This window comes from Saccharopolyspora sp. NPDC002376, assembly GCF_053593195.1.
In genome coordinates this window covers 12,313-36,219 of the sequence record NZ_JBSFBZ010000001.1, presented here as the reverse complement: position 1 = coordinate 36,219, position 23,907 = coordinate 12,313, and the positions used below count along the sequence as shown (strand labels likewise).

The window sequence follows — 23,907 nt, the reverse complement described above, 5'->3', positions numbered from 1 at the left end:
TCGAGTTTCCCGGTGGGTGAGCCATTCCCCAGGACCCCACCGGGACTCCTTCTTCGCACCACCACTTTCCACTTCCCGCTGATGGTCCGTGTACAGCCTTGCCCGGAGCACTTACAGAATGCACGCGGGCCTCACTCTGCTGTAACATCGCGGCCGACAGGAAGTGCGCTGACGAAAGCGTTGGTCATCGAGGCAAGAATCCCGTTGGTGACCTGCGGCGAAAGTTCACCATCCGTTCCGGCACTGTCCACATTAGCCATATACCGTTCGCGCCATGATGAACGCTAATCGGCGTACTTTCTTGCTCGGCACCGGAATGCTCGGTGCCGGGCTCGCCAGCTCGAACCTGGTCGGCGCATCAGGCGCCGCGGCCGCCCAGGGTGGGCGGATCGATCCGGAAAACCCGCGGTTCACCGTGGCTGTCATGCCGGACACCCAGTACCTGTTCGACGCCGATCGCGGCGACTCTGCCCCGCTCGACGCCTCGCTGCGGTACGTGCTGGAGGCGGACGAGAACATCGTGTTCCTCACGCACCTCGGCGACCTGACCGAGAACGGCCAGCCGGGCGAGCTCGCGCAGATCAGCCGCTCCTTCGAGGCGCTCGACCGGCGCCGGTTCCCATACAGCGTGATTGCCGGCAACCACGACATCGACTCGTCCACCGACGACCAACGCGGGCCGACACCCTTTCTCAGCGCCTTCGGTCCGAAACGAGCCGCGAAATCCCCGGCCTACCAAGGCTCGAGCAAAGACGGATACAACAGCTATCACATCTTCCGCGGCGGTGGCCGGCAATGGCTGTTGCTGGCGCTGGACTGGCGGCCGTCGGCAGATGGCATCGCCTGGGCCAACTCGGTCATCAACCAACATCCGGACCTGCCGGTGATCCTGACGATCCACGAGATGGTGTACGCCGAAGCAGACGGGCAGGCGCAACTGTCCGAGTTCGGCCAGCGCGTCTGGCGCGACCTGGTGGCCGACAACGACCAGATCTTCCTGACCCTCAACGGTCATTTCTGGCCTTCCGGCCGCACGGTACTCCGCAACAAGGCCGGCAATGACGTGCACCTGCACATCACCAATTACCAGGACCGCTACTACGGCGGCAGCGCGATGATCCGGTTGTACCGGTTCGACCTGGCGCGCGGTGTCATCGACGTGCACACAGTCTCTCCGTGGCTGCTGGCGAAAGCCCCGGACCTCAACGAGCTGGAACGCCAGGAAATCGAGCGCACCGGCGAGGTGGACTACTTCAGCGTTCCGATCAACTTTGAGCAGCGCTTCGCCGGCTTCGCACCGGTCCCCGTGCCCGCGCCGCGACCGGTGCGCGACATTTTGCTGCCGGGAACAGTTGCGTACTGGCGTTTTGACAACGCTGCCGCCGGCACCGAGGTCGAGTCCGTGCGAGATCTCTCCGGTCAGGGCAACGACCTGAAGCTCATGACACTCGGCGGTGGCTCGCTGACGTACTCCGCAGACTTCGACAGGCGGCAACCAGGCCACGCCAGCCTGCGGTTCGCCGGGGCCAAGAACCCGCCCCGCGGCTCGTACCTGCAGACCGTCGACTCCGCGCCGTTGAACGCGATGGACTTCGCCCAGGGCTACACCGTTGAGGCGTTCGTCAAGCTGCCACCGGACTTCAAGGACGGCAACCACGCCTGGTGCAGCGTCTTCTCGCGATTGGGCACCGGCGCAGACGCAGGCAAGACCGGCGACGATCCGAGCGAACCGGCGGTCACGTTGTCCCTCTCCGACGGCGCCGCGTTCCAGTGGGCGGCATTCACGCTCAACATGAACGGCATCAGCACGAACTGGAGCCACGAACTGCAGCTGGACAAGTGGTGGCACGTCGCCGTGGTCAACGACCGCACGCACACCACCATGTACGTGGACGGCTGCCCGGTCGTCCGGAACCCGAGGACTGCCGCGACCGGCCTCGCCAATCCAGGCAGTAGCTGGCTGCTCGGCGGATACGCCTACAACCGGACAGTAGAACAAGGCTTCCACGGCTGGATCGGAGACGTCCGCGTAGTCGCCCGCCCGCTCCCAGTGAGCGACTTCATGCTCGACTGACGCCCCAAGAAAGAGCTGCCGCGAAGCACGCGGTACCTAGTGCTTCCGGCTCGCGAAGGCGGTGTAGGCGGTCTCGGCGTCGGAGATCAGCTCACCGGGTTTCTCCGGGGTATCGGGATCTTCGGCCACCTCCGGGTAGCGCGCCGGTATCCAGGCGTCCTCGGCGATGGTGCCGATCGCGGCCGGTTTGCCGAATTCATTGTCACGGTCACCGAGAACCGTGCCCCGGCGCGGCATGCCGCGCTGATCACCGCACCCCCGTAGTACGCGGAGTCCGCCCGCGCCAGCACGTTGCCGACTGCTCCGGCGGCGCGGGCGGTCGCCAGAGCTTCGGCTGGCCATCGCCGTCGCCGCACCACTCGGCCCCAGCGCGACCATCAGTATCTCCATCGCTGACCCGAGCTCCCCAGGGTTCCGGCAAAGTCGTATGGGCCCTGGATAGAGGGCGGGCACGGCTCTTGTTGATCATGTGAGTGTCTAGTCCACGTGATCGAGTGAGTGAGCCGTGCCCGCTGGTCCATCCTGCCTGCCTGCTGATGTCGCCAGACACCTGGCCCTGTTGTCCCTGGAGGTCCCGGACTCGGGTAAGGCCCCGGATCGGCTGTTCGACCTGCGGGAATGTTTCGCAGGGGTGGTTGATCCGCGGTGTCGTCGGGGGGTGCGGCATTCGCTGGTGTCGATCCTGGGTATCGCCGCATCGGCGGTGGCCACGGGAGTGAAGACGTTCACCGCGATCGCCGAATGGGCCGCCGATGCCCCCGCTGATGCGCTCGAACGTCTCGGCGTGCGCCGTGACCCGCGGGGCGGGTTCCAGGTCCCGGATGAGGCCACGATCCGGCGGGTGTTGTCCATGGTGGACGGTGACAGTCTCGATACGGCCGTCTGCGCCTGGCTGGCCGCCCATCCCGGCAATACCGCCGGTGAGGACGTGGGCCCGGAAGTGATCGCGGTCGACGGGAAATCCCTGCGTGGCACCTATCCCCGCACCGGAGAAACCCACGGCGTCCGCCTCACCGCGGCGTTAAGCCACCGCACCGGTGTCATCACGGGCCAGAAACACATACCAGCCGGCAAGGACGAACGAGGCACCGTCTTAGCCCTGCTCGACGACATGAACCTAGCCGGGATAAATCGTCACCGCCGACGCCCTGCACACGACCCGCCCGTTTGCCGACTACCTGCACGAACACGGGGCGACCTACATCTGCACCGTCAAGACCAACAACATCCACCTCTACCACCAGCTCGATGCCCTGCCCTGGCACACCATCCCGGCCCTCACCGGTCAAATTCTCGCGAAATTGACCACTGCCCTCCCGTCGGCGGAGTATGCAACTTGTTGCATTGCAACTTTGTGCATAGTAGGTTGATCGTGAGCAGCGCACTTCGGGAGGCGAGTCATGGGCAGCGCGATTCGGACCAGGTTCACCGAGGAGTTCGGTGTTGAGCACCCCATCGTGCAAGGCGGGATGCAGTGGGTCGGGCGGGCCGAGCTCGTCGCCGCCGTCGCCGAGGCCGGGGCGTTGGGGATGATCACCGCGTTGACCCAGCCCACCCCCGAGGACCTGGCCAAGGAGATCGCGCGCTGCCGCGAGCTGACCGACAAGCCCTTCGGCGTCAACATCACGATCCTGCCGACCATCACACCGCCGCCCTACGCGGAGTACCGGCAGGCCATCATCGAGTCCGGTATCAAGATCGTGGAGACCGCCGGCGCCAACCCGGCCGAGCAGGTCGTCGCCTTCAAACCGGCCGGGGTGAAGGTCCTGCACAAGTGCACCAGCATCCGACACGCACTCAAGGCCCAGCAGCTCGGCGTCGACGCGGTCAGCATCGACGGCTTCGAGTGCGCCGGACACCCGGGCGAGGACGACGTGCCCGGACTGGTCCTCATCCCCCGGGCCGCCGACGAGCTGAGTATCCCGATCATCGCCTCCGGCGGGTTCGCCGACGCCCGCGGCCTGGTCGCCGCGCTCGCGCTGGGCGCCGACGGCATCAACATGGGCACCCGGTTCATGTGCACCGCCGAGTCGCCGATCCACGACCAGGTCAAGAAGCAGATCGCAGAGGCCAGCGAACTGGACACCGAGCTGATCTTCCGGCCGCTGCGCAACACCGCCCGCGTGGCCAGCAACTCCGTGAGCCGCGAGGTGGTGTCCCGACTGGACGCCGACGGCGCCTTCGAGGACGTGCGCGAGCTGGTGGCCGGGGCGCGCGGGCGGCAGGTCTACGAGCAGGGCGACACCGAGCTGGGCATCTGGAGCGTCGGCATGGTGCAGGGCCTGATCGACGACGTCCCCGCCGTCGACGAACTGGTGCAGCGCATCGTGGGCGAGGCGACCGAACTGATCCGCGGCCGACTCGGGAGCCTGCTCGGCCCGAACGCGTGATCCGGGCGTCCACTGCGGACTATCGTCGGCACCAGCAGTGCCACCTGAGCTGAGGAGTGCGCGGTGTCGTTGGAGTACGCGATCCTGGTGTCGTTGCAGGAACGCGCGGGATCCGGGTACGAGTTGGCCCGACGGTTCGACAAATCGATCGGGTACTTCTGGGGCGCCAGCCACCAGCAGATCTACCGGAGCCTGAAGCGGATGGTGGAGCTCGGCTGGGTCTCCGGTGATGAGGTGGCGCAGGAGAAGCGGCCGGACAAGACGGTCTACCGGGTCAGCAATTCCGGCACTGCCGAACTGGCCCGCTGGCTCGCCGAACCGGCCGACCCGCCGACGGTGCGCAACGAGCTGTCGGTGAAGATCCGCGGCGCCTCCTACGGCGAGATCGACCAGGTCCTCGCCGAGGTCCGCCGCCACCGCACCCTGCACGCCGAACGCCAGGCGGTCTACCAGACCATCGAGCAGCGCGACTTCCCAGACCGGACGCGACTGTCCGGCCAGCCCCTGCACCAGTTCCTGGTGCTGCGCGGTGGAATCCGCACCGAGCAGTCGATGGTCGACTGGTGCGACGAGGTCATCGCCGCGTTCGAGGCCGACACCGCCGGATGATCGGTCATTCCTGCTGCGCCCGGCGCTGTTCGGCGACCAATCCGCTCATGTCATGCAGGAAGCGGCGGATCGCGGCTCGGTCGGCCTCGCTGTAGGTGCGCATCTTCCCGACCACCTCGTCGATGAGCGGACCGAAGAACGACCACCCCAGTTCGACGGCCTGCTCCGCCACGACCAGCCGCACCCGCCGCCGGTCTGCCGGATCCTTCTCCCGTCGGACGTGGCCGCGACTTTCGAGTCGGTCGACCAGGGCGGTGACCGCTGCGGAGTTCAAGCCGAGCCACTCCCCCAGCTTCCCCGGCGTCGCTGGCTCATCGGAGCGGCGCGCGTCCAGCAGCGCGATCAGCGCGCGCAGGTCGGTGGGGTGCAGCTGGTTGGCACCGGCGAACTCCGCACCCAGCAAGTCCAGTTCGACGGTGACCGCTCGCAGCAGGTGGACCAGTTCCAGTTCGTCTCGCACCACACCATGTTAATCTCTCGACCATCGAGATACTCGACGAGTGAGGTGAACATGGGTTTCCAGAACCCGCAGGACGCCGCGGACTTCTTCACCGCCTACGACACCGCACTCGCGCAGTGGCCGATCCCGTTCGAAGCACGTGACCTCGCCTCCGCCCGAGGAACCACTCGCGTCCACGTCTGCGGCAAGGCTGACGGAATTCCCCTGGTGCTGCTGCCGGGCGGAGGTGCGACTTCGGCGATCTGGGCGGCCAACGTCGAAGCGCTCGGCAAGACGCACCGCATCTACGCCGTCGACCTGCTCGGGGAGGCCGGGCGCAGCGTCGCCGATGGCGAGCCGGTGCAGGATATCGACGGCCTCATGTCCTGGTTGGACGACGTGTTCGACCAGCTCGACCTGGAATCCGCGGACCTGTGCGGGCACTCCTACGGCGCTTGGATCGCGCTGCACTACGCGGTTCACTCACCTCACGTGCGCCGCCTCGCGCTGCTGGATCCGACCGACTGCTTCACCGGGTGGAACCGGAAGTACCTGCTGCGCGCCTTGCCGATGCTGCTGCTCCCGAATCCGCAGCGAACGCGCAAGTTTCTGCGCTGGGAAACCGGTGGCGCCGGCATCGACGCCGCCCAGCTGGAGCTGCTGGCTCGCGCGGCGACGTTCCCTCGCGCGAAGGTGATCACCGGCCCCAAACCCGATCCCACCCGGTTGTCGGTGTCGACGCTCGTCCTGGCTGCGGAGAAGTCCAAGGCCCACGACGTCAGCCGCCTCATCACCGAGGCGCAGCGCACGGTTCCCGATGTCCGGACCGGGTTGCTGCCGAACGTCAGCCACCACTCGATCCCCGGGCACAACGCCGAGCACCTCAACGCCGCGCTGACCGACTTCCTGAGCTGACGAACGAGGAGGGGGCACCCGCGAACACCGTCGCGGATGCCCCCTCGCTTCGGGTCACCAGATCTCGGAAACCCACTCCGGGTGGTCGATGAACGGGTTCCGGTTGTGCTGGAACTGGTCGAAGATGACCTGGTTGCGGCGCTGCTCGCCGGCATCTGGCGGGTCCTGCTCGTTCCACTGCTTGAGCACCGAGACCCGGCCGATGTTGGGCGCGCTGCCGTTTTCGACGTTGTCGTTGACTTCGAGGTCCGGGAAGCCGTCGCCACCGTCGTAGCGGACCGACATGTAGAAGATCATCCGGGCGACGTCGCCCTTGACCTCGTCGCGCGGCTCCCAGGAGTCGCCGTCGGTGAAGTTGCCCGGCGCCTCGCCGACCTCTTCGCCGCCCATGTCGAAGTCCTTGTTGCCGCGCTCGGAGTTGACCGAGACGTCGGTCGCGCGCAGGTGGTGGACGTCGGTGCCGGGACCGGGCGAGGTGCCGAAGTCGCCGTGCGACTTGGCCCAGACGTGCTCGCGGTTCCAGTTGTCGGCGTCACCGCCGTTGGTGTCCTTGTCCTGCGAGCGCCCGGTGTAGAGCAGGACGACGTTGTCGGGGTTGTTCGGGTCCTCGTCGGTGACCTTGATCGCGTCCCACACCTGGTCGTAGGTCAGGGTGGTGGTGCCGCTGCTGATGATCCCGTGCAGCGCGGTCTTGAGCTCTTGGCCGGTCTTGCCCTCGGCGTCCTGGTAGTAGTCGTCGGCGGTGGACGCACCCGCCGCCGGTACCGGAATCACCACCAGGGCGATACCTAATAACAGGGATAATGGCTTCCATCGGGTGGTTTTCATCGGCATGGTCCTCTCCCCGTGTGCAACCGGGGGAAGCGTGCCACACCGACGATCACCATTGGGCGAACCAATTGGGGGAGTTCGGTGTCGGACAGTGATCAAGTTCGCGAACGCCGGATTGCGCCGAATCCGCCGAACACCGCCCTTGCTGGGAAAACGTCAGGCGATCGCACCGTCACGCGCGGTCCCGGCGCGGCCACCAAACGTGAACAACGGGAATTGTCAGTGCCAGCAAAACCGCTGGCACCAGGAAGCCCAGCGCCGCGCTATACCGGTAAATCTCGGTGAACATCGCTGGTGAGGCGGACATCCCGAGGAAGCGCAATGCGGTGACCACCGAGATGATGCCGCCACTTCCGGAGGCGCCGCCGACGAGCACCGTCGCGTGAATTCCCACCAGCACGAGCTGCGCGCAGATCCCGCTGACCGCCCACGCCACGGCCACCGCCGGCAGCCAGGTGGCCAACCCGATCGACCCGACTGCGAAAGCCGCGATCAGCAGCCCCACACCGATGATCGAGCGCGGCCCGAACCGGTCCACCGCCCCACCGGTCAAGCGAGCTGTGATCGCCCCGGCGAACCCGAATCCGGTCAGGACCAGGCCCCGCGCCCCGGGGCTCAGCGAGAACGCGTCGTCGAGGCGGAAGGAAACCAGGAACGGCAGCCCTGCCAGCGACGCCCAGGCGACGAACGCCACGCCACCGGCCAGCAGCACCGGCGACCGCCACGCATCTCGCAGCTTCGCCGGCTCTCGCCGCTCGCCGTCCGCTTCGTCGGCGGGCAGCGGGCCGACCGCGAGCACCGCTGCGACCGCGGCCAAGCCGACGAACGCCCACTGCCAAGCCCCTTCGGCGGCCAGTCCGCCGACCAGCGGGGCCGTGGTCTGGCCGATCGCCTGCATCGCACCATAGGTGCCCAACGCCCGGCCGAGCCGGTCCTTCGGCGTCACCCCAGCGAGTTTGGCCAGCAGCAGCGGGGTCGTGAAGGCGTTCGCGATACCCTGCAGCGCCCGGCTGACCTGGAAAGCCCAGAACCACGGCGCCACCGCCGCGAGCAGCGCGGCCAGCGCGTAGGCCACGTAGGCGAACCGGATGCTGCGCGCCAGCCCCCACCGCTCACCGAGGCTGCCGGACACGAGCATGACGAGTGCGAACGGCAGCAGGTAGGCCGTCAACGATGTGGCCGCGACCCCCTCCGAGACACCGAAGCTCCTACTCAGCTCCGGAAGCATCGCGGACACGACACCACCGCCGAACGGCCCCAGCAGACCGCCGACGTACAGCGCGATCCGGGAGTTCACCGCCCGGTCGCCCCGATGCGAGCCATCGACCTAGACCTTTCGCCGAGCGAACTATCCACCGGGCAGTGGATCACAACGCACCGGGCGAAGTCGAGAAGGTCCCGTCGCACGTCACAACCGCATTGCCGGGCCGAGAGCTCAACGCTGGTTCTCGCCGCGAGACGCCCGATGTGGTTCGGCGCTCACGTGGGCGCGCGTCCCTTGCACGCCGAACAGGATGAGGAGCTCGACCACGCCACCGTCGGCACTGCCCAGCCAGTGCGGCGAGGACGTGTCGAACTCGGCTGCCTCACCGGGCGGCAACGTCAGATCGCGCTCGCCAACCACGAGCCGCAGGCGTCCGTTGAGCACGTACAACCATTCGTAGCCGTCGTGGGTCTGCGGCGTCGGCTGGAGCGGTTTGAGCCGGGCGGGGATGATCATCTTGAACGCCTGCACGCCGCCTGGCCGCCGGGACAGCGGTATGAAGGTCATCCCGAACCGGTGGATCGGCTTGAGGTGGACGCGGGGATCCCCGGTGCGCGGGGCGCCGACGAGGTCATCCAGTGGAACGTCGTAGGTGCGGGCCAGCGGCAGCAGCAGCTCGAGGGTCGCCCGGCGCTGCCCGCTCTCCAACCGGGACAGGGTGCTCTCCGAAACGCCGGTCCTCGATGCGAGGTCGGCGAGGGTGATGCCGCGGTCGCGACGCAGCGCGCGCAGTCGCGGTCCCACCGCGTCGAGCACGTCGTCCGTTTCTCGGTCCACGGGGCCATCTTGCCGGAACAGCAAGATCTCGTGCCAGGTGGTGGCGAGCCAGGCAAGACTGAGCGCCTACCGGGAGAAGGAGTCTTGATGAGCACCACCGATGCGATCGCGTTCTGGGACGGCGTCCACGCGGCCCGAATGCCAGCCACCAACCCGCAGCCGAACGTCCGCCTCACCGAAGCAGTCGCGGACCTGCCGCCCGGCGACGCGCTGGACCTCGGGTGCGGCGACGGTGGCGACGCCCTGTGGCTCGCCAGGCAGGGGTGGCGCGTCACAGCCGCCGACATCTCGGCCGTGGCCGTCGAGCGGCTCACCGACCTGGCCCGCTCATCCGGCCTGACCGAACGCGTCACCACCGCGCGCCACGACTTGCAGGAGTCCTTCCCGCAAGGCCAGTTCGACCTGATCTGCGCCCACTACCTGCAAACCCCCGCGCCCCTGGACCGCGCGAGCGTCCTTCGCTCGGCCGCGCACGCCCTGCGTCCGCACGGACGACTGCTGGTCGTCGACCACGGTTCGACCGCACCGTGGTCGTGGAACCAGGACCCCGACGTCCGGTACCCGAGCGCGCAAGAGGTCGCCGCAGGCATCGCCCTGGATCCGACAACGTGGGTGATCGACCGGGCTGACGCAGCTCGCCGGATCGCGACCGGCCCGGGCGGGCGCACCGCCGAGGTCGTCGACCACGTCCTGCTCATCCGTCGCACCGCCTGATCGGAGGATCGCCTTGCCCCGCACCGACTCCCCACCGCCCCGGACCGGCAACAGCGAGGCCGAGGTCCTACGCGGGTTCCTCGACTACCTCCGGTCCTCGATCGCCGCGAAGGTCGACGGCGTGCCCGAACCGCAGGTGCGGACAGCCGGGGTGCCGTCGGGCACGAACCTGCTCGGGCTGCTCAACCACCTCACGTCCGTCGAGCGCGCAATGTTCCTCGGGGACCGCATCGCCGACTGGCAGGCGACGTTCCAGGCCGCACCGGAGGACAGCGCAGCGGATGTCGTCGCCCGCTACCGGGAGGCCGTCGAGCGTGCGAACGAGGTCCTCGACGAATGCACGGACCTCAGCGCACCGGTACCCCGCCCTCGATCGGACCGTCCGGCTCCCAGCATCCGGTGGGCCCTCGCCCACATGATCGAAGAGACCGGCCGTCACGCGGGTCACGCGGACATCCTCCGCGAGCTGATCGACGGCACGACCGGGCGCTAACATCTCTGCCACCCAAGCGCCGGACAAGTCCACTTAGGACTTTCCAGCGGAAATCCGCCTGATGCTCAGTCGACGCGGTGGTCGGCGGCCAGGTCCCGGGCGCGGGTCAGCAAGTCCTCGGGCAACGCGGAGGGTTCCAGGCCGTAGCGGTCGTCGTAGGTGGCGATCACCTCGGCTTCCAGCGCGTCCAGCTCCAGCCCTGGGGATTCGTCCACGACCGATCCGACGGAGTCGTCGTCGAAGGGCAGCTCCAGCAGCCGGTAGACCTCGGTGAGCAGCGGGCGCAGCACCTCGGTGTCGTCGACGATCACCACCGCGCTGAACAGCCAGGCACCGCGCACCAACCGCTGCGCCGTGCCGACCAGCTTCACCCGGCCCCGCGCGTTGACGCTGTGCGCGCCGGGGCAGTACTCGCCGGGCACGGCGCCGATCTGCGCTTCGACGCCGTGCCTGCGCAGCACGTCGGCCCACAGCTCGGCGTAGCCGGTGAACCGGTCCTCCATCCCGGACAGGTAACCGGGATCCGGACCGACGTGGTCGACCACCAGGGAACGCTCGGTGTAGGCAACCACCCGACCGCCGGGCGCCCGCACGACCGGGGTGAACCCGGCGTCGCGCACGACCCGGACAGCGTCCGGGAAACCGGACAGCAGGGTGTCCCGGCGCCCGAACGCCACCACGCGCCCGCTGGGCCGGTAGATCCGCACGGCAGCGCCGGCATCGCCTGCGCTGACCTGGCGCAGCATCGCGTGCGCGACCGCGACCTCCAAGGCCTGATCCGCATCCGCTCCGAGCGCACCGCGATAAAGCTCCACGGCGACGATCCTAATCGGTCGCCCTCACGACCAACTCCTGCGCCAAATGTCCACTATGGGCATTCAGTTCGGTTCTCGAGTTGACCGACCGAACGGCCTTGACCTATCGTTCCGCATACAGAACGAAGCGCGTTGGACAGGACAAGCATGACGACCAGCCAGCTCCCAGCCCGCAGCCAGGAGGTCGCCCGCGCACTGGCGGCGGCGGGCGTCCGAGGCGAGGTCCGCGAACTGGCGGACTCGACCCGCACCGCCGCAGAAGCCGCGGCAGCGCTCGGCTGCGACATCGGCGCGATCGCCAACAGCCTGGTCTTCCTCTCCGACGACCAACCGGTGCTGGTCCTCACCAGCGGCCGCCACCGAGTGGACACCGCAGCCCTCGCCGAGCGCTGGGGCCTCGACAAGCTCCACCGAGCCACCCCGGACCAGGTCCGAGCAGCCACCGGCCAGGTCATCGGCGGGGTTGCCCCGGTAGGCCACCCGACCCCGCTGCCCACCGTGGTGGATGCAGCCCTGTCCGACTACCCGCAGATCTGGGCAGCGGCAGGCACACCCCGAACGGTCTTCCCCACCACAGCAGCAGAACTCCGCAACATCACCAACGCAACCGAACTCCCAGTCACCTCCTGAGCTCAACCATGGAGGCGACCAGCGGAGTCACGAGCCGCGAGCGGCCAACCAACCGAATCTCCGCAGCGCTCGACTGAACCGCTCCGTCTCCCCCGCGAGCTTTCCGAGCCGCTCCGGATCGACCTCCCCGCCAGGAATTCGACCCGCTTCATCTACCAGCTCCCGCTGCAAGACACGCATCGCAGAGGCCATCTGGTCGGGAGTGTCGATTCGAGCGGGAATGAGCCGCTGCCCCACATCGGACGCGGCGTCCGGCGACTCCCGGAAGACGAAGCGCACGAAGCAGTCCGTGCACTCGGCTGTGGCATCCGGCAAGCCAGTCCCCCTCACTCGCGGCGCGGAACAGTCCTCGACCTCCTCTAGCCGGAACGTCTGCCGACACCACGACCGAACCTGCGATTCAGTCCCATCGCGGCGGATGTGGGCGAACCTGGACCATTCGGGAACCATCCCACCCCGGTACTGGAAGTACCAGACCTGCCAACGGGTTCAGCGCAATCGGGTGCTATTGCCACATTTTCCTTGCACATCACTACTTCTTCTCCCCAATGTTGGAAGTGCTACCAGACCTCAGACAGGAGTTAGCGTGTCTGGTAGCACGACAGCTCCACCACTCCTCGAATCGGGTGATCAATTGACTTTCAGCTACTGATGGGATGTGTTTCATGGCTGCCACAGCAGGTACGCCGCGGGCGCGGGCGTTGTCGGCCGCGCTTCGAGAAGCCCGGGTCTCCTCCGGAATCGGCGTTCGCGAACTGGGTCGAATACTCGAGTACACCCACGTGGAGATCTCGAACTGGGAGACCGGAAAGCGCGTTCCGAAGATCGAGACCGTCGCGGCCATCCTCGCAACGCTGCGCGTCACGGCAGCTGAACGAGATCGAATCCTCGACCTCGCCCGCAACGTGCACGAGCCGAACTGGCTCACAGTCGGGCTGAACGGCATTCCGCAGCAGCTCGCCGGAGCAGTCGAGTGCGAACGAGCCGCATCTGCGATAGCCGAATGGGCACCGATGCTGGTGCCAGGCCTGCTCCAAACGCTGGACTACAACCGATCGATGAAGAGGGCCAGCGGCCTTTCCGAAGCTGATACGGAACTCCGGGTGATGTTGAGCGCGAGCAGACGCGAGGTCATTGTGCGTAGAACAGCACCGGTCAGCTTCAACGCCTTCATCGGTGAGGCAGCGCTGTTCGAGCCCATCGGATCGGCTGACGTGATGGTCGAGCAGCTCGACCAGCTCGCCGAGCTCGCAGGCAGGAACAACGTCGCCGTGCGTGTCGTACCGCTTCGCGCTGGCTGGCACCCAGGGCTTCTAGGGCCGTTCGTCCTGTACGAGTTTGACGACATCACGCCGGTCGTTCACTTCGAGCACTACAGCTCTGGCGCCTTCATCCCGACCGACCACGACGTCAACGAGTACCGCAGCGCAATCCAGCAGATCGAGAGCTCGGCCTTGGACAAAGAGGAATCCGTCGAGTTCATCATGAAGACGAAGGCGAAGTGGGAGAGTTGAAAAGTGATCAGGTATTCCTGGCAGAAGTCCAGCTACACCGGCCCGAACGGGAACTGCGTTGAGCTGTCCCGTCCACGTGGTTTAGTCCGCGATTCCAAGGACCCCGACGGCCCCTGGATCCAGATCGACGCCGCTGCGCTCATCCAGGCGGTCAAGGACGGCCGGTTCGATCAGTGACGAGAAAGCGGCCCCGAGGACTGGACCTCGGGGCCGCCCTGTTCTCACAGGTTGTCGGGATGACTGCGGAGCCACGACCCGTGAGTCCGCCGTCGGGGCTCGATCGGTTTCAGCGGCGGGTCTCGAGCTTGAGGTCGCCTCGGGTCAGAGTGCGGCCGAAGTCGCTGGCGAGCAGGTTGTGCGGGATGCCGAGTTCGATCGCGCTGGCCTGGTCGAGGCGGGCCAGCTGGGCGGCGGTGAAGTCGACCTCCAGGGCGTCCAGATTGCCCTCGAGCTGCGCGGGGGCGCGGGCTCCGATGAGCGGTGCCGTCACGCCCGGGTTCTGCAGGGTCCAGGCGAGCCCGACCTGGGCGGGGGTGCGTCCCAGCTCCGCGGCGACCTCCTTCACGACGTCCACGATGGCGAAGTTGCGTTCGGTGAGCGTGCCGTTGGCGATGGTGAGGCTCTTGCGGGTGCCGTCATCGACTGCGACGTCCGCCGTGGTCAGGTCGTCGCGGCTGTACTTGCCGGTGAGCACGCCGCCGGCCAGCGGTGAGTACGGCAGCACGCCCAACCCCATCTCGCGTGCCATCGGGATCAGGTCGCGTTCCCCGGTGCGCTCGATCAGGCTGTACTCGATCTGCAGCGCGACCAGCGGCGACCAGCCGCGCAGGTCGGCGATCGTCTGCATGCGCGAGATCTGCCAGGCCGGGGCATTGGAGATCGCCACGTACAAGACCTTGCCCTGGCGGACCAGGTCGTCCATGCCGCGCAGGATCTCCTCGACCGGTGTCGTGAAGTCCCACACGTGCAGGTGGAGCAGATCGATGTAGTCCGTGTTCAGCTGTCGCAGACTGGTTTCCACCGAGGCGAACAGGTTCTTGCGGTGGCTGCCCCCGGAATTCGGATCGCCGGGCCGGCGCAGCGTCGTGTACTTCGTCGCCAGCACCAGGCTCTCGCGGATGCCGCGGGTGAATTCGCCCAGCAGGCGCTCGGAGCTGCCGTTGGTGTAGGTGACGGCGGTGTCGATGAAGTTGCCGCCGCGCTCGACGTAGCGGTCGAACAGCTTGCGCGCATCGTCCTGCTCAGCACCCCAGCCCCACTCCGTGCCGAAGGTCGCCGCGCCCAGCGCCAGCGGTGAGACGTGCAGCCCGGAGCGGCCCAGCAGCCGGTAGCTGTCGAGGGTGAGCGACATCGTGTCCTCCAGAGCTCGTGATCCGTTGTCGGAACGAAGTCTGCGACCGCCGCGAGCCGGGGATAAGGGAAAGGACTTCCTGGGATGGCCAGTCCTACCCGGCTGTAGCCTCGAACGTGATGGCCCGCGCCGTGGACATGACGCAGGAACTCGCCGCGTTCCTGCGGACCCGGCGTGAACGTCTGGACCCGGAGGATTTCGGCCTGCCGTCGCGTCGGCAGGCCCGGCGGACCCCGGGACTGCGCCGCGAAGAAGTCGCCGAACTGGCCGGGGTCAGCATCGATTACATCGTGCGGCTGGAGCAGGCCCGCGGGCTGCGGCCCTCAGCGGAGGTGGTGGAGGCGCTGGCCCGGGCGCTACGCCTGGCCCCCGACGAACGTGCCTACCTCTTCGACCTGGCCCAGCAGCGTCCGCGCAACGCCGACGAGCTCGCCACCACCGCGGCGCCGTCGCTGGCCCAGCTGGTCGCCGACCTGTCGCCGCTGCCAGCGATGCTGATGAACCACCGCTACGACATCCTGGCCTGGAACCGCGAAATGGCGCGGCTGCTGCTGGATTTCGACACCCTGCCGCCGCAGCAGCGCAATTCGATGTGGTTGTGCCTGATGCATCCGGGGATGCGCGAGTTCTACGTCGACCGCGAACGCGTCGTGCGGGAGGGGATCGCCCACCTGCGCACGGCCTGGGCCGCGCATCCGGAGGATCAGGCGTTGACCGACCTCATCACCGAATTCATCGCCCACGACGAGGAATTCGCGCGATTGTGGGACGAGCGAGACGTCAAGGTCAACGGCCGCGGGCGCAAGGTGCTGCGGCATCCCGACGTCGGTGTGATCACGGTGCACTTCGAAGTGCTTGCGCCACTTCAAGATCCGGACCAGCGATTGTTGATCTACCGCCCCGCGGACGATGAGAGCCGGGCGGCATTGGACCAGTTGTGCGCACGGTAATGTCGAACCGTCCGGCGTGCTTCCGGGAGCGGTGACGATCGGCCCCGAGGTGTGGGCCTCGGGGCCGATCGGTTTCAGAACGAGGTCGGGATGATGGGGTGGCGTTCGAAGATGATCGTGCCTCGGACGATCGCTTCCTTGTAGAGGGCTGCTTTTCGGCCGGTGAGGACTGATTCCTTCGGGGTGTCGTCGGCGCGGGTGAACTGGACGAGGGCGTCGTTGCGACCGAGGCTGATGCACTGGTTGAGGTAGCGGAAGCGCAGCTGGCGGGGTTCGCGGCCGGCGAGGCGGGCGGCGAGCGCACGGACCGCGTGCTGGGTCGAGGGCAGGCCCGTTGCGCAAGCCATGCGGAGTTCCTGGCCGGTGCGCATGCGGCCGGCTGCTGCGTCCCCGATCGCCGTCACCTCCGGGTGGGAGACCGAGCGGAACTCGCCGTCCACGATCACCCGACCGCTGTCGTCGACCGCGAAACCCGCCCGCTCCGCCAGGTCCGGCACCCGGAACCCCGCCGTCCACACCACGGTGTCGGCGGCGATGTGCGCGCCGTCGGCCAACAGCAGTCCGTCCGAGCGCACCTCCGACGCGCTCGCGTTCTCGCGGATCTCGACGCCCAGGCGGGCGAAGGTGCGCTGCAGGTGGTCCTTCCCCAGCTCGGAAAGCCCGGCACCGAGATCGCCCCTGGTGAGCAGCCGAACCTTCAGCGCCGGGTTCGTCTCGGCCAGTTCCGCCGCGGCTTCGATGCCGGTCAGCCCTCCACCGACGACGGCGACGACCTCGCTGGCCGCCAGGCGCTGCTTCAAGCTCAGGGCATCGTCGCTGGTGGCGACGCTGAAGGCGTGCTCGGCGACACCGGGGACCGAGGTCATGTCCGCAGCACTGCCGACGGCGTAGATCAGGCGGTCGTAGCGGACCTCGCGGGACGTGCCCGCCAGCCGCAGGGTTCGGGCCGATGCGTCGATGTCGGCCACCCGGTCGACGATCAGCTCCACACCGGTGCCCTTGAGCAGGTCTGCCAGCGGTAGGTCGCGCAGTTTCTGCCCCGCCGCGAGCTGGTGCAGGCGGACGCGCTCCACGAACCGGTCCCCAGCGTTGACCAGCGTTACCCGGGCACCGGTCCATCGCGCTGCCAGCTTGGCAGCGGCCAGTCCGGTGTAGCCCGCTCCGACGACCACGATCTGCTGCCCCATGGTCTCGTCCTCTCCGCTCGATGCGTTGTGGTCGTTGAACGGAGCAGCCCGGCGAACTGTGACAACATGTGTCCCACGTCACCGATCGAGCCGGGGTGGGAGTGTGACCGAGGAGCGGCTGGCGAAGTACCGGGAGATGCGGGACTTCACCCGCACCGCCGAGCCTCGTGGCGCCGCGACACCCTCCGATGCGGGCAACCGGTTCGTCGTGCAGCGCCACCGGGCTCGGCGCCGCCACTACGACCTGCGGTTGGAGCTGGACGGGGTGCTGGTCAGCTGGGCGGTGCCCAAGGGGCCGACGTTGGATCCCTCGGTCCGGCGGATGGCCGTGCACGTCGAGGACCACCCGCTGGAGTACGCCGACTTCGAGGGCACCATCCCGGCCGGCGAGTACGGCGGTGGGGACGTCATAGTCTGGGACCTCGGCACCTGGACCGCCGGGGAGGACGACCCGGCCGCCGCGATCGAGGCCGGAACTCTGCACTTCGACCTGCAAGGCGAGAAGCTCGTGGGTCGGTTCGTGCTGGTGCGGCGCGGTGAGACGCAGTGGCTCCTGCTACACAAGAAGGACGAGCACGCCCAGCCGGGCTGGGATCCCGAGGAGCATCCGCGGTCGGTGAAGTCCGGACGCACCAATGAAGAGGTCGCTGCTGCGCCGGAGGCGATGTGGCGCAGCGATCTCCCACCCGACCAAGCCGAGATCCGCCTCGGGGGCTGGAAAGCGCCCAGCCAAACCGAAATCACCGCGCTGGACGAGCTCGGCGCCAAGGGCCGCTGGCAGGTTGGCGGCCGCGACCTCGCACTGACCAATTTGGACAAGGTGCTTTTCCCGGGGCGCGATGACGAAGCGCCGGTGACCAAACGCGACCTGGTCCGCTACTACGCGCAGATCGCTCCGGTTATGCTGCCCTACCTCGACGGTCGGCCGCTGAACTCGCACCGGTTCCCCAACGGCGTCACCGAACCCGGTTTCTGGCACAAGGAAGTGCCCAACCACGCCCCGGATTGGTTGCAGCGCTGGCGCTATCCCGACGCCGACCCCGACGACACCCAGTGGTACCTGATCCCGGACAGCGTCGCCGCTCTGGCCTGGCTCGCCAACTACGCAGCACTGGAGCTGCACGCCTGGACCTCGCGCGCCGCCGACGTGCAGCATCCGACATGGGCATTGTTCGACATCGATCCGGGCAGTCGAACGACCTTCGAGGAAGTCCTGGTGCTTGCCCGGTTGCACCGCACCGCGATGGAGCACCTCGGGGTGGTGGCGCGGCCGAAGGTCACCGGCCAGCGCGGTATCCAGATCTGGGTTCCGGTGGAGCCGCGCTACACCTACGCCGAAACCCGCGCGTGGGTGCAACAGGTGTCGCGGGCGGTCGGCAACACGGTTCCGGAGCTGGTCAGCTGGGCGTGGACGAAGTCCGAGCGCGGCGGGCTGGCCCGCCTGGACTACACCCAGAACGTCATCAACAAGACCCTGGTCGCCCCCTACAGCGCGCGACCGCGGCCGGGCGCCACGGTGTCGGTCCCGCTGGAGTGGGACGAGCTCGACGACCCGGACCTGACCCCGGACCGCTGGACCATCCGCACGGTGCTGGACCGCGTGGCCCAGGTCGGCGACCCGTTCGCCCCGCTGCTTGAAGTGCAGCAGCAGCTCCCGCCGCTTTGACGGGAAAAATGGGAATATGCTTGGGAAAAACGCGTTCCGCTTCGAGTTCTTGACCCTGGGCAAATCGTGCACTTATGGTCCAGACCACGGCTCGGTCAGGAGTCGATGAACCAGCGGTCGTCGGAGCGCTCCCTCTCCCCTTCCTCGGCCATGTTCCACCAGCGCCGCCACCAGGACGTCCGACGTTCCTGGACGCGGTCTCCCCCAAGGAGCTGACATGAACAAGAAGCCGAAGCTCGCCGCCGCCGCTGTCGGTGCCGCGATCGCACCCTTCCTGGTGGCGATCCCGACCAGCACCGCCAGCGCGCACGGCTACATCGACTCCCCGCCCAGCCGCCAGGCACAGTGCGCCGCGGGCACCGTCGAGTGCGGGTCGATCAAGTACGAGCCGCAGAGCGTCGAAGGCCCCAAGGGCCTGACCAGCTGCAGCGGCGGCAACGAGGCCTTCGCCGAGCTCGACGACGACAGCAAGGGCTGGACGGCCACCCCGGTCGGCAACTCGGTGACGTTCAACTGGACGCTCACCGCTGCGCACGCCACCAGCACCTGGGAGTACTTCATCGGCGGCAACCGCGTGGCGGTCTTCGACGAGGGCGGCAAGCAGCCGCCGAACCAGCTGTCGCACACCGTGGACCTCGGTGGCGTCAGCGGCCCGCAGAAGGTGCTGGCGGTGTGGAACGTCGCCGACACCGCCAACGCCTTCTACGCCTGCGTCGACCTCAACGTCGGCGGCAAGTGACCACCTCTGGTGAAAAGGCGGGCCCGCACACCTGTCCCGGCGGCGGGCCCGCCGCCCGTCAGAGCCTGCTCGGCGGTCCGAAGCGGGCGTCCACTCTGGACGCCACGAGCGCGACCGTCTGATCCGGGGCAGGCAGGCCGAGTTGGCTGATCAAGCCGAAATCCGCGCAGGACAGCAGTTCGGCGCTGTGCAGGGCCCACGGTTCATGCTCGGCCGGGGTGTGCAGGGCGTGTCCTCGCCAGGTGGAGAACATTCGCCAGCGCGAAGTGTCGAACCGCTCGGTCTCTCCCGCCGCGATGCGCGGACCACGCCGCACCCGCAGCTCCAGTCCGACACCGCCTCGTCGCACCTGATAACCGATCTCGCTTCCGCAGTGCGTGAATTCCACCTGCGCGTACCGGTACGGCAGCTGCACCGAACCGCGCGCGATCCGCACGAAGGTCCGGTTGGACGCCTCCATGCTCAGGAACACCAGCCCTCGGCGGCCCCGCTCGTCAACGGCGTAAGTCCGGACGTTGAGCTCGTTGAAGTCGCGCAATGCGGGCAGTGTCGGAACACCCAGCACCGAGCTGACCGTCATCCGCAGGCCGATCAGACCGATCCAGGCGGATCCGGCGAACAGGTCGGGCCGGGTGCCGCGCGGCAACATCGGTTCGAGCAGTGCGGGGTCGCACGGCCAGTGGGCGAACACGACGTCGCGCCAGACCTGGTTGGTCAGCGACCAGCGGATCCGGTGCGGGGCGGCGAGCGTCAGCGGTTCGGTCATCCGGCCACCCTCAGCAAGGTCGCGTAGAGCGTCAGGCCCGGACCGAAAGCCATTGCCACCACGTGACTTCCGGCTCGCAGATCGTCAGCAACCAGCTCTCTGAGCACCAGCAGCAGCGTCGCCGAGGAGCAGTTCCCGTGCTCTGCCAGGATTTTTCGCGATGGCTGCAACGCCGTCGCGGGCAAGCCCAACGTCGTCTCCACCGTGTCGAGGATACGTGGTCCGCCGGGGTGCACGGCCCAACCATCGACGTCTGCCACGCGCAGTCCGTTGCGGCTGAGCAGGTCGCCGATCACCGCGCCGAGGTGACGGCCCAGCACGTCGGGGACTCGCGGCGAAAGTTTCATCCGGAAGCCGAGATCGGTGATGTCCCAGGTCATGTGGTCGAGTCCGCTGGTGTCGGTGAAGGCTTCGAGGTCGACCACGGCGAACCCTGCCGCGCTCGGGTGCACGACCACGGCCACCGCCGCATCGCCGAACAGCGCGTGCGAGACGATCTGCTGCGGATCGGCCGTGGGCGGCTGGATGTGCAGCGAGGTCAGCTCCAGGCACAGCAGGACGGCGGGCTGACCGCGCGCGGCGACGAAATCCGCTACGCCGCCGAGCGCCGGAAGGGCCGCGTAGCAGCCCATGTGCCCGACGAACAGCCGTCGCAGGTCCGAGCGCAGGCCCAGCGAACGGGCGAGCTTGATGTCCAGGCCAGGGGTTCCGTAGCCGGTGCAGGATGCGACGGTGAGCAAGCGGACATCCTGCGGATCAAGGCTCGCGTCGTCCAACGCTGCACGCACCGCCTCGTGCCCCAGGGGCGGCGCTTGTTCGTCGAAGCGGCGCATCCGGGCCGCCGTGGTCCATCCGGACAGATCTTCCTCGACCGGGTTCGCGACCGTGTGCCTGCGGTGCACTCCGACTGCCGCGAACAGCCGTCGCGCCAGGGCGCTGTCGCCGAAGTGCGCCGCGAAGAAGCCGTCCCACAGTTCTTGCTGCTCGGCGGAGTGCGGCAGCGCCGAGCCGAATCCGACGATCGCCGGGATCACCAGCGCGGTGCTTCGGTGTCGTGGTCGGGATCGCCGCCGAGCGCGGCAACACCGAGCCAGTCGGCGCAGACATCGGAAGTCGCCGGTTGCAGTGCGCCGCAGCGGGCGTCGCGGTAGATGCGTTCCAGCGGATGCCCGCGCCTGGTCGCGGAGGCGCCGGCGGCTTCCAGCACCGAGGACGCCACTTGCGCGGCGGTGTCGCCCGCGACCAGCTTGGCCCGCCACACCCAGCGGTTCGTCTCCGGCTCCCCGGGCTGCTGCGCCACTCGACGCGCGGCCTCCTGCACGACCGCTTCAGCCGCTGCCACCGACGCATCGGCGCGCCCCATCCGGCTGCGCACCGACGGCAGCTCGTGCAGACCGCGTTCATGCAGGTGCGAGCTGCCGATGCGCAATGCGGAGCGAGCGACGCCGACGTACACCGCGGCGTAGGAGGCGACCAGCCACTGCGGCATCACCTGCGCGACCAGCAGTGTCAGTCCTTCCAAACCGCCCAGCAGCGCGTCCGGGCCGACGGCGACGTCGAAGTGCACGTCGTGGCTGCCGGTGGCGCGCATGCCCAGCGAGTCCCAGGTCGGGGAGATCTGGATGCCGTCACCGGCCGGGACCAGGAAGTAGGACACCCGCGGCTCAGCACCGTCGACGTCCTTGGCGGTGACCAGGTAGGCATCGGCGTGGCCGGCGCCGGAGACGAACGCCTTCCGACCGGTGATGCGGAATCCGCCGTCACCGCGGCGGTAACCGGTGGTGGTGCGCGACAGCCGCGATCCGCTGCCGCGTTCGCTCATCGCCACCGCGTACAGCGCGCCGTCGACGGCGTCAGACAGCAGCCGGTCGCGCGCGTCGAAGCAGCTCTCCGGTGCGCCCAGTTGTTCGAGCAGGTCATCGGGCGTGTTCGCGAGTGCGCCGGTGACCGAGGCGTGCATGTTGAAGATCAGCGCCGTGGCGCCGGCTCCGGTGGCCAATTCGGACGCCACGTTGGCGTAGTCGGCGAACGAGGCGCCGAGTCCGCCCAGCTCCTCGGGAACCATGAGCCCAAGCAGCCCTCGATCGCGCAGGTCGGCGAAGTCCTCGCTGGGGAAAGCGCCCTCGGTGTCGTAGTGCTCGGCGCGCGCGGCAATGCGTGGAACGAGGTCGCGCACCATCTCATGCGCAGAGGCAGATGACATCGACACCGGCGCTCACCCCTTCTTCCAGCCGATGGCCTGGAACAGCACGGCGGTCACCCGGATGGGAACCATGCGAACTGCGGTCCGCCGTCCGAGCGACCACGCCACGAGGTCCCGCAGAGACGGTCGCAGGCCCCGCAACGCCAGGTCAACGCCGTGCCGGGCAGCTTCATCCGCAAGAACGTCGCGGTCGACCAGCAGCGCCGGATCGTGCACGCCGCGCGGCGCGACGGGCAACCGTTCGGCGACGCCGATGGCCAGCACTCGGCACAGCGCGGTCGCAGCCAGCGTGTCCAGCACCAGCAGGCCGCCGGGCCGCAGGATCCGGCACGCTTCGGCGACCGCGGCGCGCAAATCCGCGACGTGTTCCAGGATCTCCCCCGCCACAACGCAATCCGCGCACTCAGCAGGTAGCGGCACCTCCTGCACGTCACCGACCAGCGGCTGAACGCCGTGCTCAGCGGCCTGCCGCAGTGCACTTGGCGACCGGTCCACCCCGATGTGCTGATAGCCCTTGTCCGCCACGTGCGGAGCCAACAGCCCGGCGCCGCACCCCAGATCGACCAGAACCGCATCCGGACGCGATGCAGTGGGCACGAGCGCCGCGCGTGCGGCGGCGAGCCAGTGCAGCATCGCGAACACACCCTGCGGCTGCCACCACTGATCTGCGCAAGTCTCGTAGAGCTGCGGATCGTTGCGCAGCGCGGTCCGCGTCCCGCTGCGTGCCATGCGCTCCAGGCTGGCACACTCGGCCAGGTGCGGCACTTCGCAACCGCCTCCGCGCTGCTCCGCGCCGCGCACCCGCTGCCCGCGCTGGCCGTCACCGCGATCACCGCCGGACTGGCCGCGGCGGTGGGCAGCGGATCGCTCGGTGTGCTGGGGGTGGTCGCCGCGGTGCTGCTTGGGCAGTTGTCCGTCGGATGGCTCAACGACCTGGTCGACGCCGATCGCGATGCACAGGTGGGGCGTTCCGGCAAGCCGGTGGCCTCCGGCGCGGTGTCCCGGCGTGGGGTGCTGGTCGCCGTTCTCGTCTCTGCGCCGGTCGCGGTGGTGTTGTCGCTTCCGTTCGGCGCCGCGGCGACTGCTGCACATCTGGTGGCGTTGGGATCGGCGTGGGTTTACGACCTCGGGTTGAAGTCGACGGCGTTCTCGGTGCTGCCCTACGCCGTCTCGTTCGGATTGCTTCCTGCGTTCGTGACGTTGGGAATCGGGGCGGCGCCGCCGGTGTGGTTGGTGCTCGCAGCGGCGTTGCTGGGTTCGGCAGCGCATTTCGTGAACGTGCTACCCGATTTCGCCGACGATGCCGCCACCGGAGTGCACGGTCTTCCTCACCGGCTCGGCGCAGCGAAAAGCACTGCGGTTGCGGCAGTTCTGGTGCTCGCCACTGCCGCCTTGCTCGTGGTCGGGTCGGTCGGCTTCCCCATTGGCCTGCTGGTGCTCGCGCTGGCCGCGGTGCTGCTCAGCGCCGGGCTCGCGTTGGGGCGTCGTCCGGGATCCCGTGCCGCTTTCCACGCCGTGGTCCTGGTCGCACTGCTCGACGTCGTGGTCCTGCTGGGCAACGGGATCCCGTCGGGCTGAGC

The 23,907-nt window shown here is 68.2% G+C and carries 26 protein-coding genes; 14 read left to right on the top strand and 12 right to left on the bottom strand.

The features are described from left to right. The first annotated feature begins 274 nt into the window (after positions 1-274). Positions 275-2,074: a LamG-like jellyroll fold domain-containing protein gene (locus ACWCO2_RS00185; protein ID WP_450125483.1), complete on the top strand. Its 1,800-nt coding sequence runs from the start codon at positions 275-277 to the stop codon at positions 2,072-2,074. Between the two features lie 36 nt (positions 2,075-2,110). Here ACWCO2_RS00185 and ACWCO2_RS00180 read toward each other — a convergent pair whose 3' ends face one another. Next, positions 2,111-2,452: a hypothetical protein gene (locus ACWCO2_RS00180; protein WP_450125482.1), complete on the bottom strand. Its 342-nt coding sequence runs from the start codon at positions 2,450-2,452 to the stop codon at positions 2,111-2,113. A 127-nt stretch (positions 2,453-2,579) separates the two neighbouring features. Between ACWCO2_RS00180 and ACWCO2_RS00175 the strand changes: the two genes are divergently transcribed. The 3 genes from ACWCO2_RS00175 to ACWCO2_RS00165 all read left to right on the top strand — a co-directional run bounded on the left by ACWCO2_RS00175 (position 2,580) and on the right by ACWCO2_RS00165 (position 5,073). Then, positions 2,580-3,521 carry a transposase family protein gene (locus ACWCO2_RS00175; RefSeq protein ID WP_450125481.1) on the top strand — a complete coding sequence of 314 codons (942 nt, stop codon included), beginning with the start codon at positions 2,580-2,582 and terminating at the stop codon, positions 3,519-3,521. After that, entirely contained in the window at positions 3,475-4,464 is a 990-nt protein-coding gene (locus ACWCO2_RS00170) for an NAD(P)H-dependent flavin oxidoreductase (protein ID WP_450125480.1), read from the top strand. The genes ACWCO2_RS00175 and ACWCO2_RS00170 overlap by 47 nt, the downstream gene beginning before the upstream one ends. 63 nt (positions 4,465-4,527) lie before the next feature. After that, positions 4,528-5,073, top strand: a complete 546-nt coding sequence (locus ACWCO2_RS00165) for a PadR family transcriptional regulator (RefSeq protein ID WP_450125479.1) — start codon at positions 4,528-4,530, stop codon at positions 5,071-5,073. A 4-nt stretch (positions 5,074-5,077) separates the two neighbouring features. Here ACWCO2_RS00165 and ACWCO2_RS00160 read toward each other — a convergent pair whose 3' ends face one another. Continuing rightward, the gene (locus ACWCO2_RS00160; RefSeq protein WP_450125478.1) at positions 5,078-5,533 is read right to left on the bottom strand and encodes a MarR family winged helix-turn-helix transcriptional regulator; all 456 of its coding nucleotides are present in this window, start codon (positions 5,531-5,533) and stop codon (positions 5,078-5,080) included. A gap of 51 nt (positions 5,534-5,584) precedes the next feature. Between ACWCO2_RS00160 and ACWCO2_RS00155 the strand changes: the two genes are divergently transcribed. Beyond that, on the top strand, positions 5,585-6,427 hold the full coding sequence (locus tag ACWCO2_RS00155) for an alpha/beta fold hydrolase (protein WP_450125477.1): 843 nt from the start codon (positions 5,585-5,587) through the stop codon (positions 6,425-6,427). A gap of 54 nt (positions 6,428-6,481) precedes the next feature. On the opposite strand, the gene ACWCO2_RS00150 is transcribed toward ACWCO2_RS00155, so the two are convergent. From ACWCO2_RS00150 to ACWCO2_RS00140, 3 genes are all read right to left on the bottom strand, one after another. Next, on the bottom strand, positions 6,482-7,255 hold the full coding sequence (locus tag ACWCO2_RS00150; RefSeq protein WP_450125768.1) for an endonuclease I family protein: 774 nt from the start codon (positions 7,253-7,255) through the stop codon (positions 6,482-6,484). Between the two features lie 175 nt (positions 7,256-7,430). Continuing rightward, on the bottom strand, positions 7,431-8,555 hold the full coding sequence (locus ACWCO2_RS00145; RefSeq protein WP_450125476.1) for an MFS transporter: 1,125 nt from the start codon (positions 8,553-8,555) through the stop codon (positions 7,431-7,433). A 138-nt stretch (positions 8,556-8,693) separates the two neighbouring features. Next, complete coding sequence (locus tag ACWCO2_RS00140) at positions 8,694-9,299, bottom strand: helix-turn-helix domain-containing protein (protein WP_450125475.1); 606 nt, start codon at positions 9,297-9,299, stop codon at positions 8,694-8,696. An 87-nt stretch (positions 9,300-9,386) separates the two neighbouring features. Here ACWCO2_RS00140 and ACWCO2_RS00135 point away from each other — a divergent pair, with 87 nt between their 5' ends. Beyond that, positions 9,387-10,013, top strand: a complete 627-nt coding sequence (locus ACWCO2_RS00135; RefSeq protein WP_450125474.1) for a class I SAM-dependent methyltransferase — start codon at positions 9,387-9,389, stop codon at positions 10,011-10,013. Between the two features lie 13 nt (positions 10,014-10,026). After that, positions 10,027-10,506, top strand: coding sequence for a DinB family protein (locus tag ACWCO2_RS00130; protein ID WP_450125473.1), 480 nt, complete (start codon positions 10,027-10,029; stop codon positions 10,504-10,506). A 65-nt stretch (positions 10,507-10,571) separates the two neighbouring features. On the opposite strand, the gene ACWCO2_RS00125 is transcribed toward ACWCO2_RS00130, so the two are convergent. After that, on the bottom strand, positions 10,572-11,321 hold the full coding sequence (locus ACWCO2_RS00125; protein WP_450125472.1) for a lipoate--protein ligase family protein: 750 nt from the start codon (positions 11,319-11,321) through the stop codon (positions 10,572-10,574). Between the two features lie 147 nt (positions 11,322-11,468). Here ACWCO2_RS00125 and ACWCO2_RS00120 point away from each other — a divergent pair, with 147 nt between their 5' ends. The 3 genes from ACWCO2_RS00120 (at position 11,469) to ACWCO2_RS00110 (ending at position 13,642) form a co-directional block, all read left to right on the top strand. Beyond that, on the top strand, positions 11,469-11,951 hold the full coding sequence (locus tag ACWCO2_RS00120) for a YbaK/EbsC family protein (RefSeq protein ID WP_450125471.1): 483 nt from the start codon (positions 11,469-11,471) through the stop codon (positions 11,949-11,951). Between the two features lie 665 nt (positions 11,952-12,616). Continuing rightward, complete coding sequence (locus ACWCO2_RS00115) at positions 12,617-13,465, top strand: helix-turn-helix domain-containing protein (RefSeq protein WP_450125470.1); 849 nt, start codon at positions 12,617-12,619, stop codon at positions 13,463-13,465. 3 nt (positions 13,466-13,468) lie between these two features. Further along, positions 13,469-13,642, top strand: coding sequence for a DUF397 domain-containing protein (locus tag ACWCO2_RS00110; protein WP_450125469.1), 174 nt, complete (start codon positions 13,469-13,471; stop codon positions 13,640-13,642). Positions 13,643-13,751: 109 nt separating this feature from the next. Here the strand turns inward: ACWCO2_RS00110 and ACWCO2_RS00105 are convergent, their stop codons facing one another. Next, positions 13,752-14,816: an aldo/keto reductase gene (locus ACWCO2_RS00105; RefSeq protein WP_450125468.1), complete on the bottom strand. Its 1,065-nt coding sequence runs from the start codon at positions 14,814-14,816 to the stop codon at positions 13,752-13,754. A 119-nt stretch (positions 14,817-14,935) separates the two neighbouring features. On the opposite strand from ACWCO2_RS00105, the gene ACWCO2_RS00100 reads away from it, so the two are divergent. Next, complete coding sequence (locus ACWCO2_RS00100; protein ID WP_450125467.1) at positions 14,936-15,766, top strand: helix-turn-helix transcriptional regulator; 831 nt, start codon at positions 14,936-14,938, stop codon at positions 15,764-15,766. 74 nt (positions 15,767-15,840) lie between these two features. On the opposite strand, the gene ACWCO2_RS00095 is transcribed toward ACWCO2_RS00100, so the two are convergent. Beyond that, the gene (locus ACWCO2_RS00095) at positions 15,841-16,953 is read right to left on the bottom strand and encodes an NAD(P)/FAD-dependent oxidoreductase (protein WP_450125466.1); all 1,113 of its coding nucleotides are present in this window, start codon (positions 16,951-16,953) and stop codon (positions 15,841-15,843) included. A 103-nt stretch (positions 16,954-17,056) separates the two neighbouring features. On the opposite strand from ACWCO2_RS00095, the gene ligD reads away from it, so the two are divergent. Both ligD and ACWCO2_RS00085 read left to right on the top strand, forming a co-directional pair. After that, positions 17,057-18,619: a non-homologous end-joining DNA ligase gene (ligD, locus tag ACWCO2_RS00090; protein WP_450125465.1), complete on the top strand. Its 1,563-nt coding sequence runs from the start codon at positions 17,057-17,059 to the stop codon at positions 18,617-18,619. Between the two features lie 217 nt (positions 18,620-18,836). Beyond that, positions 18,837-19,358 carry a lytic polysaccharide monooxygenase auxiliary activity family 9 protein gene (locus ACWCO2_RS00085; protein WP_450125464.1) on the top strand — a complete coding sequence of 174 codons (522 nt, stop codon included), beginning with the start codon at positions 18,837-18,839 and terminating at the stop codon, positions 19,356-19,358. Between the two features lie 58 nt (positions 19,359-19,416). Here the strand turns inward: ACWCO2_RS00085 and ACWCO2_RS00080 are convergent, their stop codons facing one another. From ACWCO2_RS00080 to ACWCO2_RS00065, 4 genes are read right to left on the bottom strand one after another with little or no spacing between them, the layout of a single operon-like run. Then, a complete protein-coding gene (locus ACWCO2_RS00080; RefSeq protein WP_450125463.1) occupies positions 19,417-20,124 on the bottom strand; it encodes a YqjF family protein in 708 nt (235 codons plus the stop codon). After that, positions 20,121-21,158: a type III polyketide synthase gene (locus tag ACWCO2_RS00075; protein WP_450125462.1), complete on the bottom strand. Its 1,038-nt coding sequence runs from the start codon at positions 21,156-21,158 to the stop codon at positions 20,121-20,123. Before ACWCO2_RS00075 ends, ACWCO2_RS00080 begins: the two co-directional genes overlap by 4 nt. Beyond that, positions 21,155-22,327 (bottom strand): acyl-CoA dehydrogenase family protein, encoded by a 1,173-nt coding sequence (locus tag ACWCO2_RS00070; RefSeq protein WP_450125767.1) that lies wholly within the window; start codon positions 22,325-22,327, stop codon positions 21,155-21,157. The genes ACWCO2_RS00075 and ACWCO2_RS00070 overlap by 4 nt, the downstream gene beginning before the upstream one ends. Before the next feature lie 12 nt (positions 22,328-22,339). Beyond that, on the bottom strand, positions 22,340-23,056 hold the full coding sequence (locus ACWCO2_RS00065) for a class I SAM-dependent methyltransferase (RefSeq protein WP_450125461.1): 717 nt from the start codon (positions 23,054-23,056) through the stop codon (positions 22,340-22,342). 27 nt (positions 23,057-23,083) lie between these two features. Between ACWCO2_RS00065 and ACWCO2_RS00060 the strand changes: the two genes are divergently transcribed. After that, positions 23,084-23,905 (top strand): UbiA family prenyltransferase, encoded by an 822-nt coding sequence (locus ACWCO2_RS00060; RefSeq protein WP_450125460.1) that lies wholly within the window; start codon positions 23,084-23,086, stop codon positions 23,903-23,905. The last annotated feature ends 2 nt before the right edge of the window (positions 23,906-23,907 follow it).

Coding starts and splice junctions, on each gene's coding strand:
- ACWCO2_RS00185 (WP_450125483.1), top strand. CDS start 275: ATGATGAACGCTAATCGGCGTACTTTCTTGCTCGGCACCGGAATGCTC.
- ACWCO2_RS00180 (WP_450125482.1), bottom strand. CDS start 2,452: ATGGTCGCGCTGGGGCCGAGTGGTGCGGCGACGGCGATGGCCAGCCGA.
- ACWCO2_RS00170 (WP_450125480.1), top strand. CDS start 3,475: ATGGGCAGCGCGATTCGGACCAGGTTCACCGAGGAGTTCGGTGTTGAG.
- ACWCO2_RS00155 (WP_450125477.1), top strand. CDS start 5,585: ATGGGTTTCCAGAACCCGCAGGACGCCGCGGACTTCTTCACCGCCTAC.
- ACWCO2_RS00150 (WP_450125768.1), bottom strand. CDS start 7,255: ATGAAAACCACCCGATGGAAGCCATTATCCCTGTTATTAGGTATCGCC.
- ACWCO2_RS00135 (WP_450125474.1), top strand. CDS start 9,387: ATGAGCACCACCGATGCGATCGCGTTCTGGGACGGCGTCCACGCGGCC.
- ACWCO2_RS00120 (WP_450125471.1), top strand. CDS start 11,469: ATGACGACCAGCCAGCTCCCAGCCCGCAGCCAGGAGGTCGCCCGCGCA.
- ACWCO2_RS00115 (WP_450125470.1), top strand. CDS start 12,617: ATGGCTGCCACAGCAGGTACGCCGCGGGCGCGGGCGTTGTCGGCCGCG.
- ACWCO2_RS00105 (WP_450125468.1), bottom strand. CDS start 14,816: ATGTCGCTCACCCTCGACAGCTACCGGCTGCTGGGCCGCTCCGGGCTG.
- ACWCO2_RS00100 (WP_450125467.1), top strand. CDS start 14,936: ATGGCCCGCGCCGTGGACATGACGCAGGAACTCGCCGCGTTCCTGCGG.
- ACWCO2_RS00095 (WP_450125466.1), bottom strand. CDS start 16,953: ATGGGGCAGCAGATCGTGGTCGTCGGAGCGGGCTACACCGGACTGGCC.
- ACWCO2_RS00085 (WP_450125464.1), top strand. CDS start 18,837: ATGAACAAGAAGCCGAAGCTCGCCGCCGCCGCTGTCGGTGCCGCGATC.
- ACWCO2_RS00080 (WP_450125463.1), bottom strand. CDS start 20,124: ATGACCGAACCGCTGACGCTCGCCGCCCCGCACCGGATCCGCTGGTCG.
- ACWCO2_RS00070 (WP_450125767.1), bottom strand. CDS start 22,327: ATGTCATCTGCCTCTGCGCATGAGATGGTGCGCGACCTCGTTCCACGC.
- ACWCO2_RS00065 (WP_450125461.1), bottom strand. CDS start 23,056: ATGGCACGCAGCGGGACGCGGACCGCGCTGCGCAACGATCCGCAGCTC.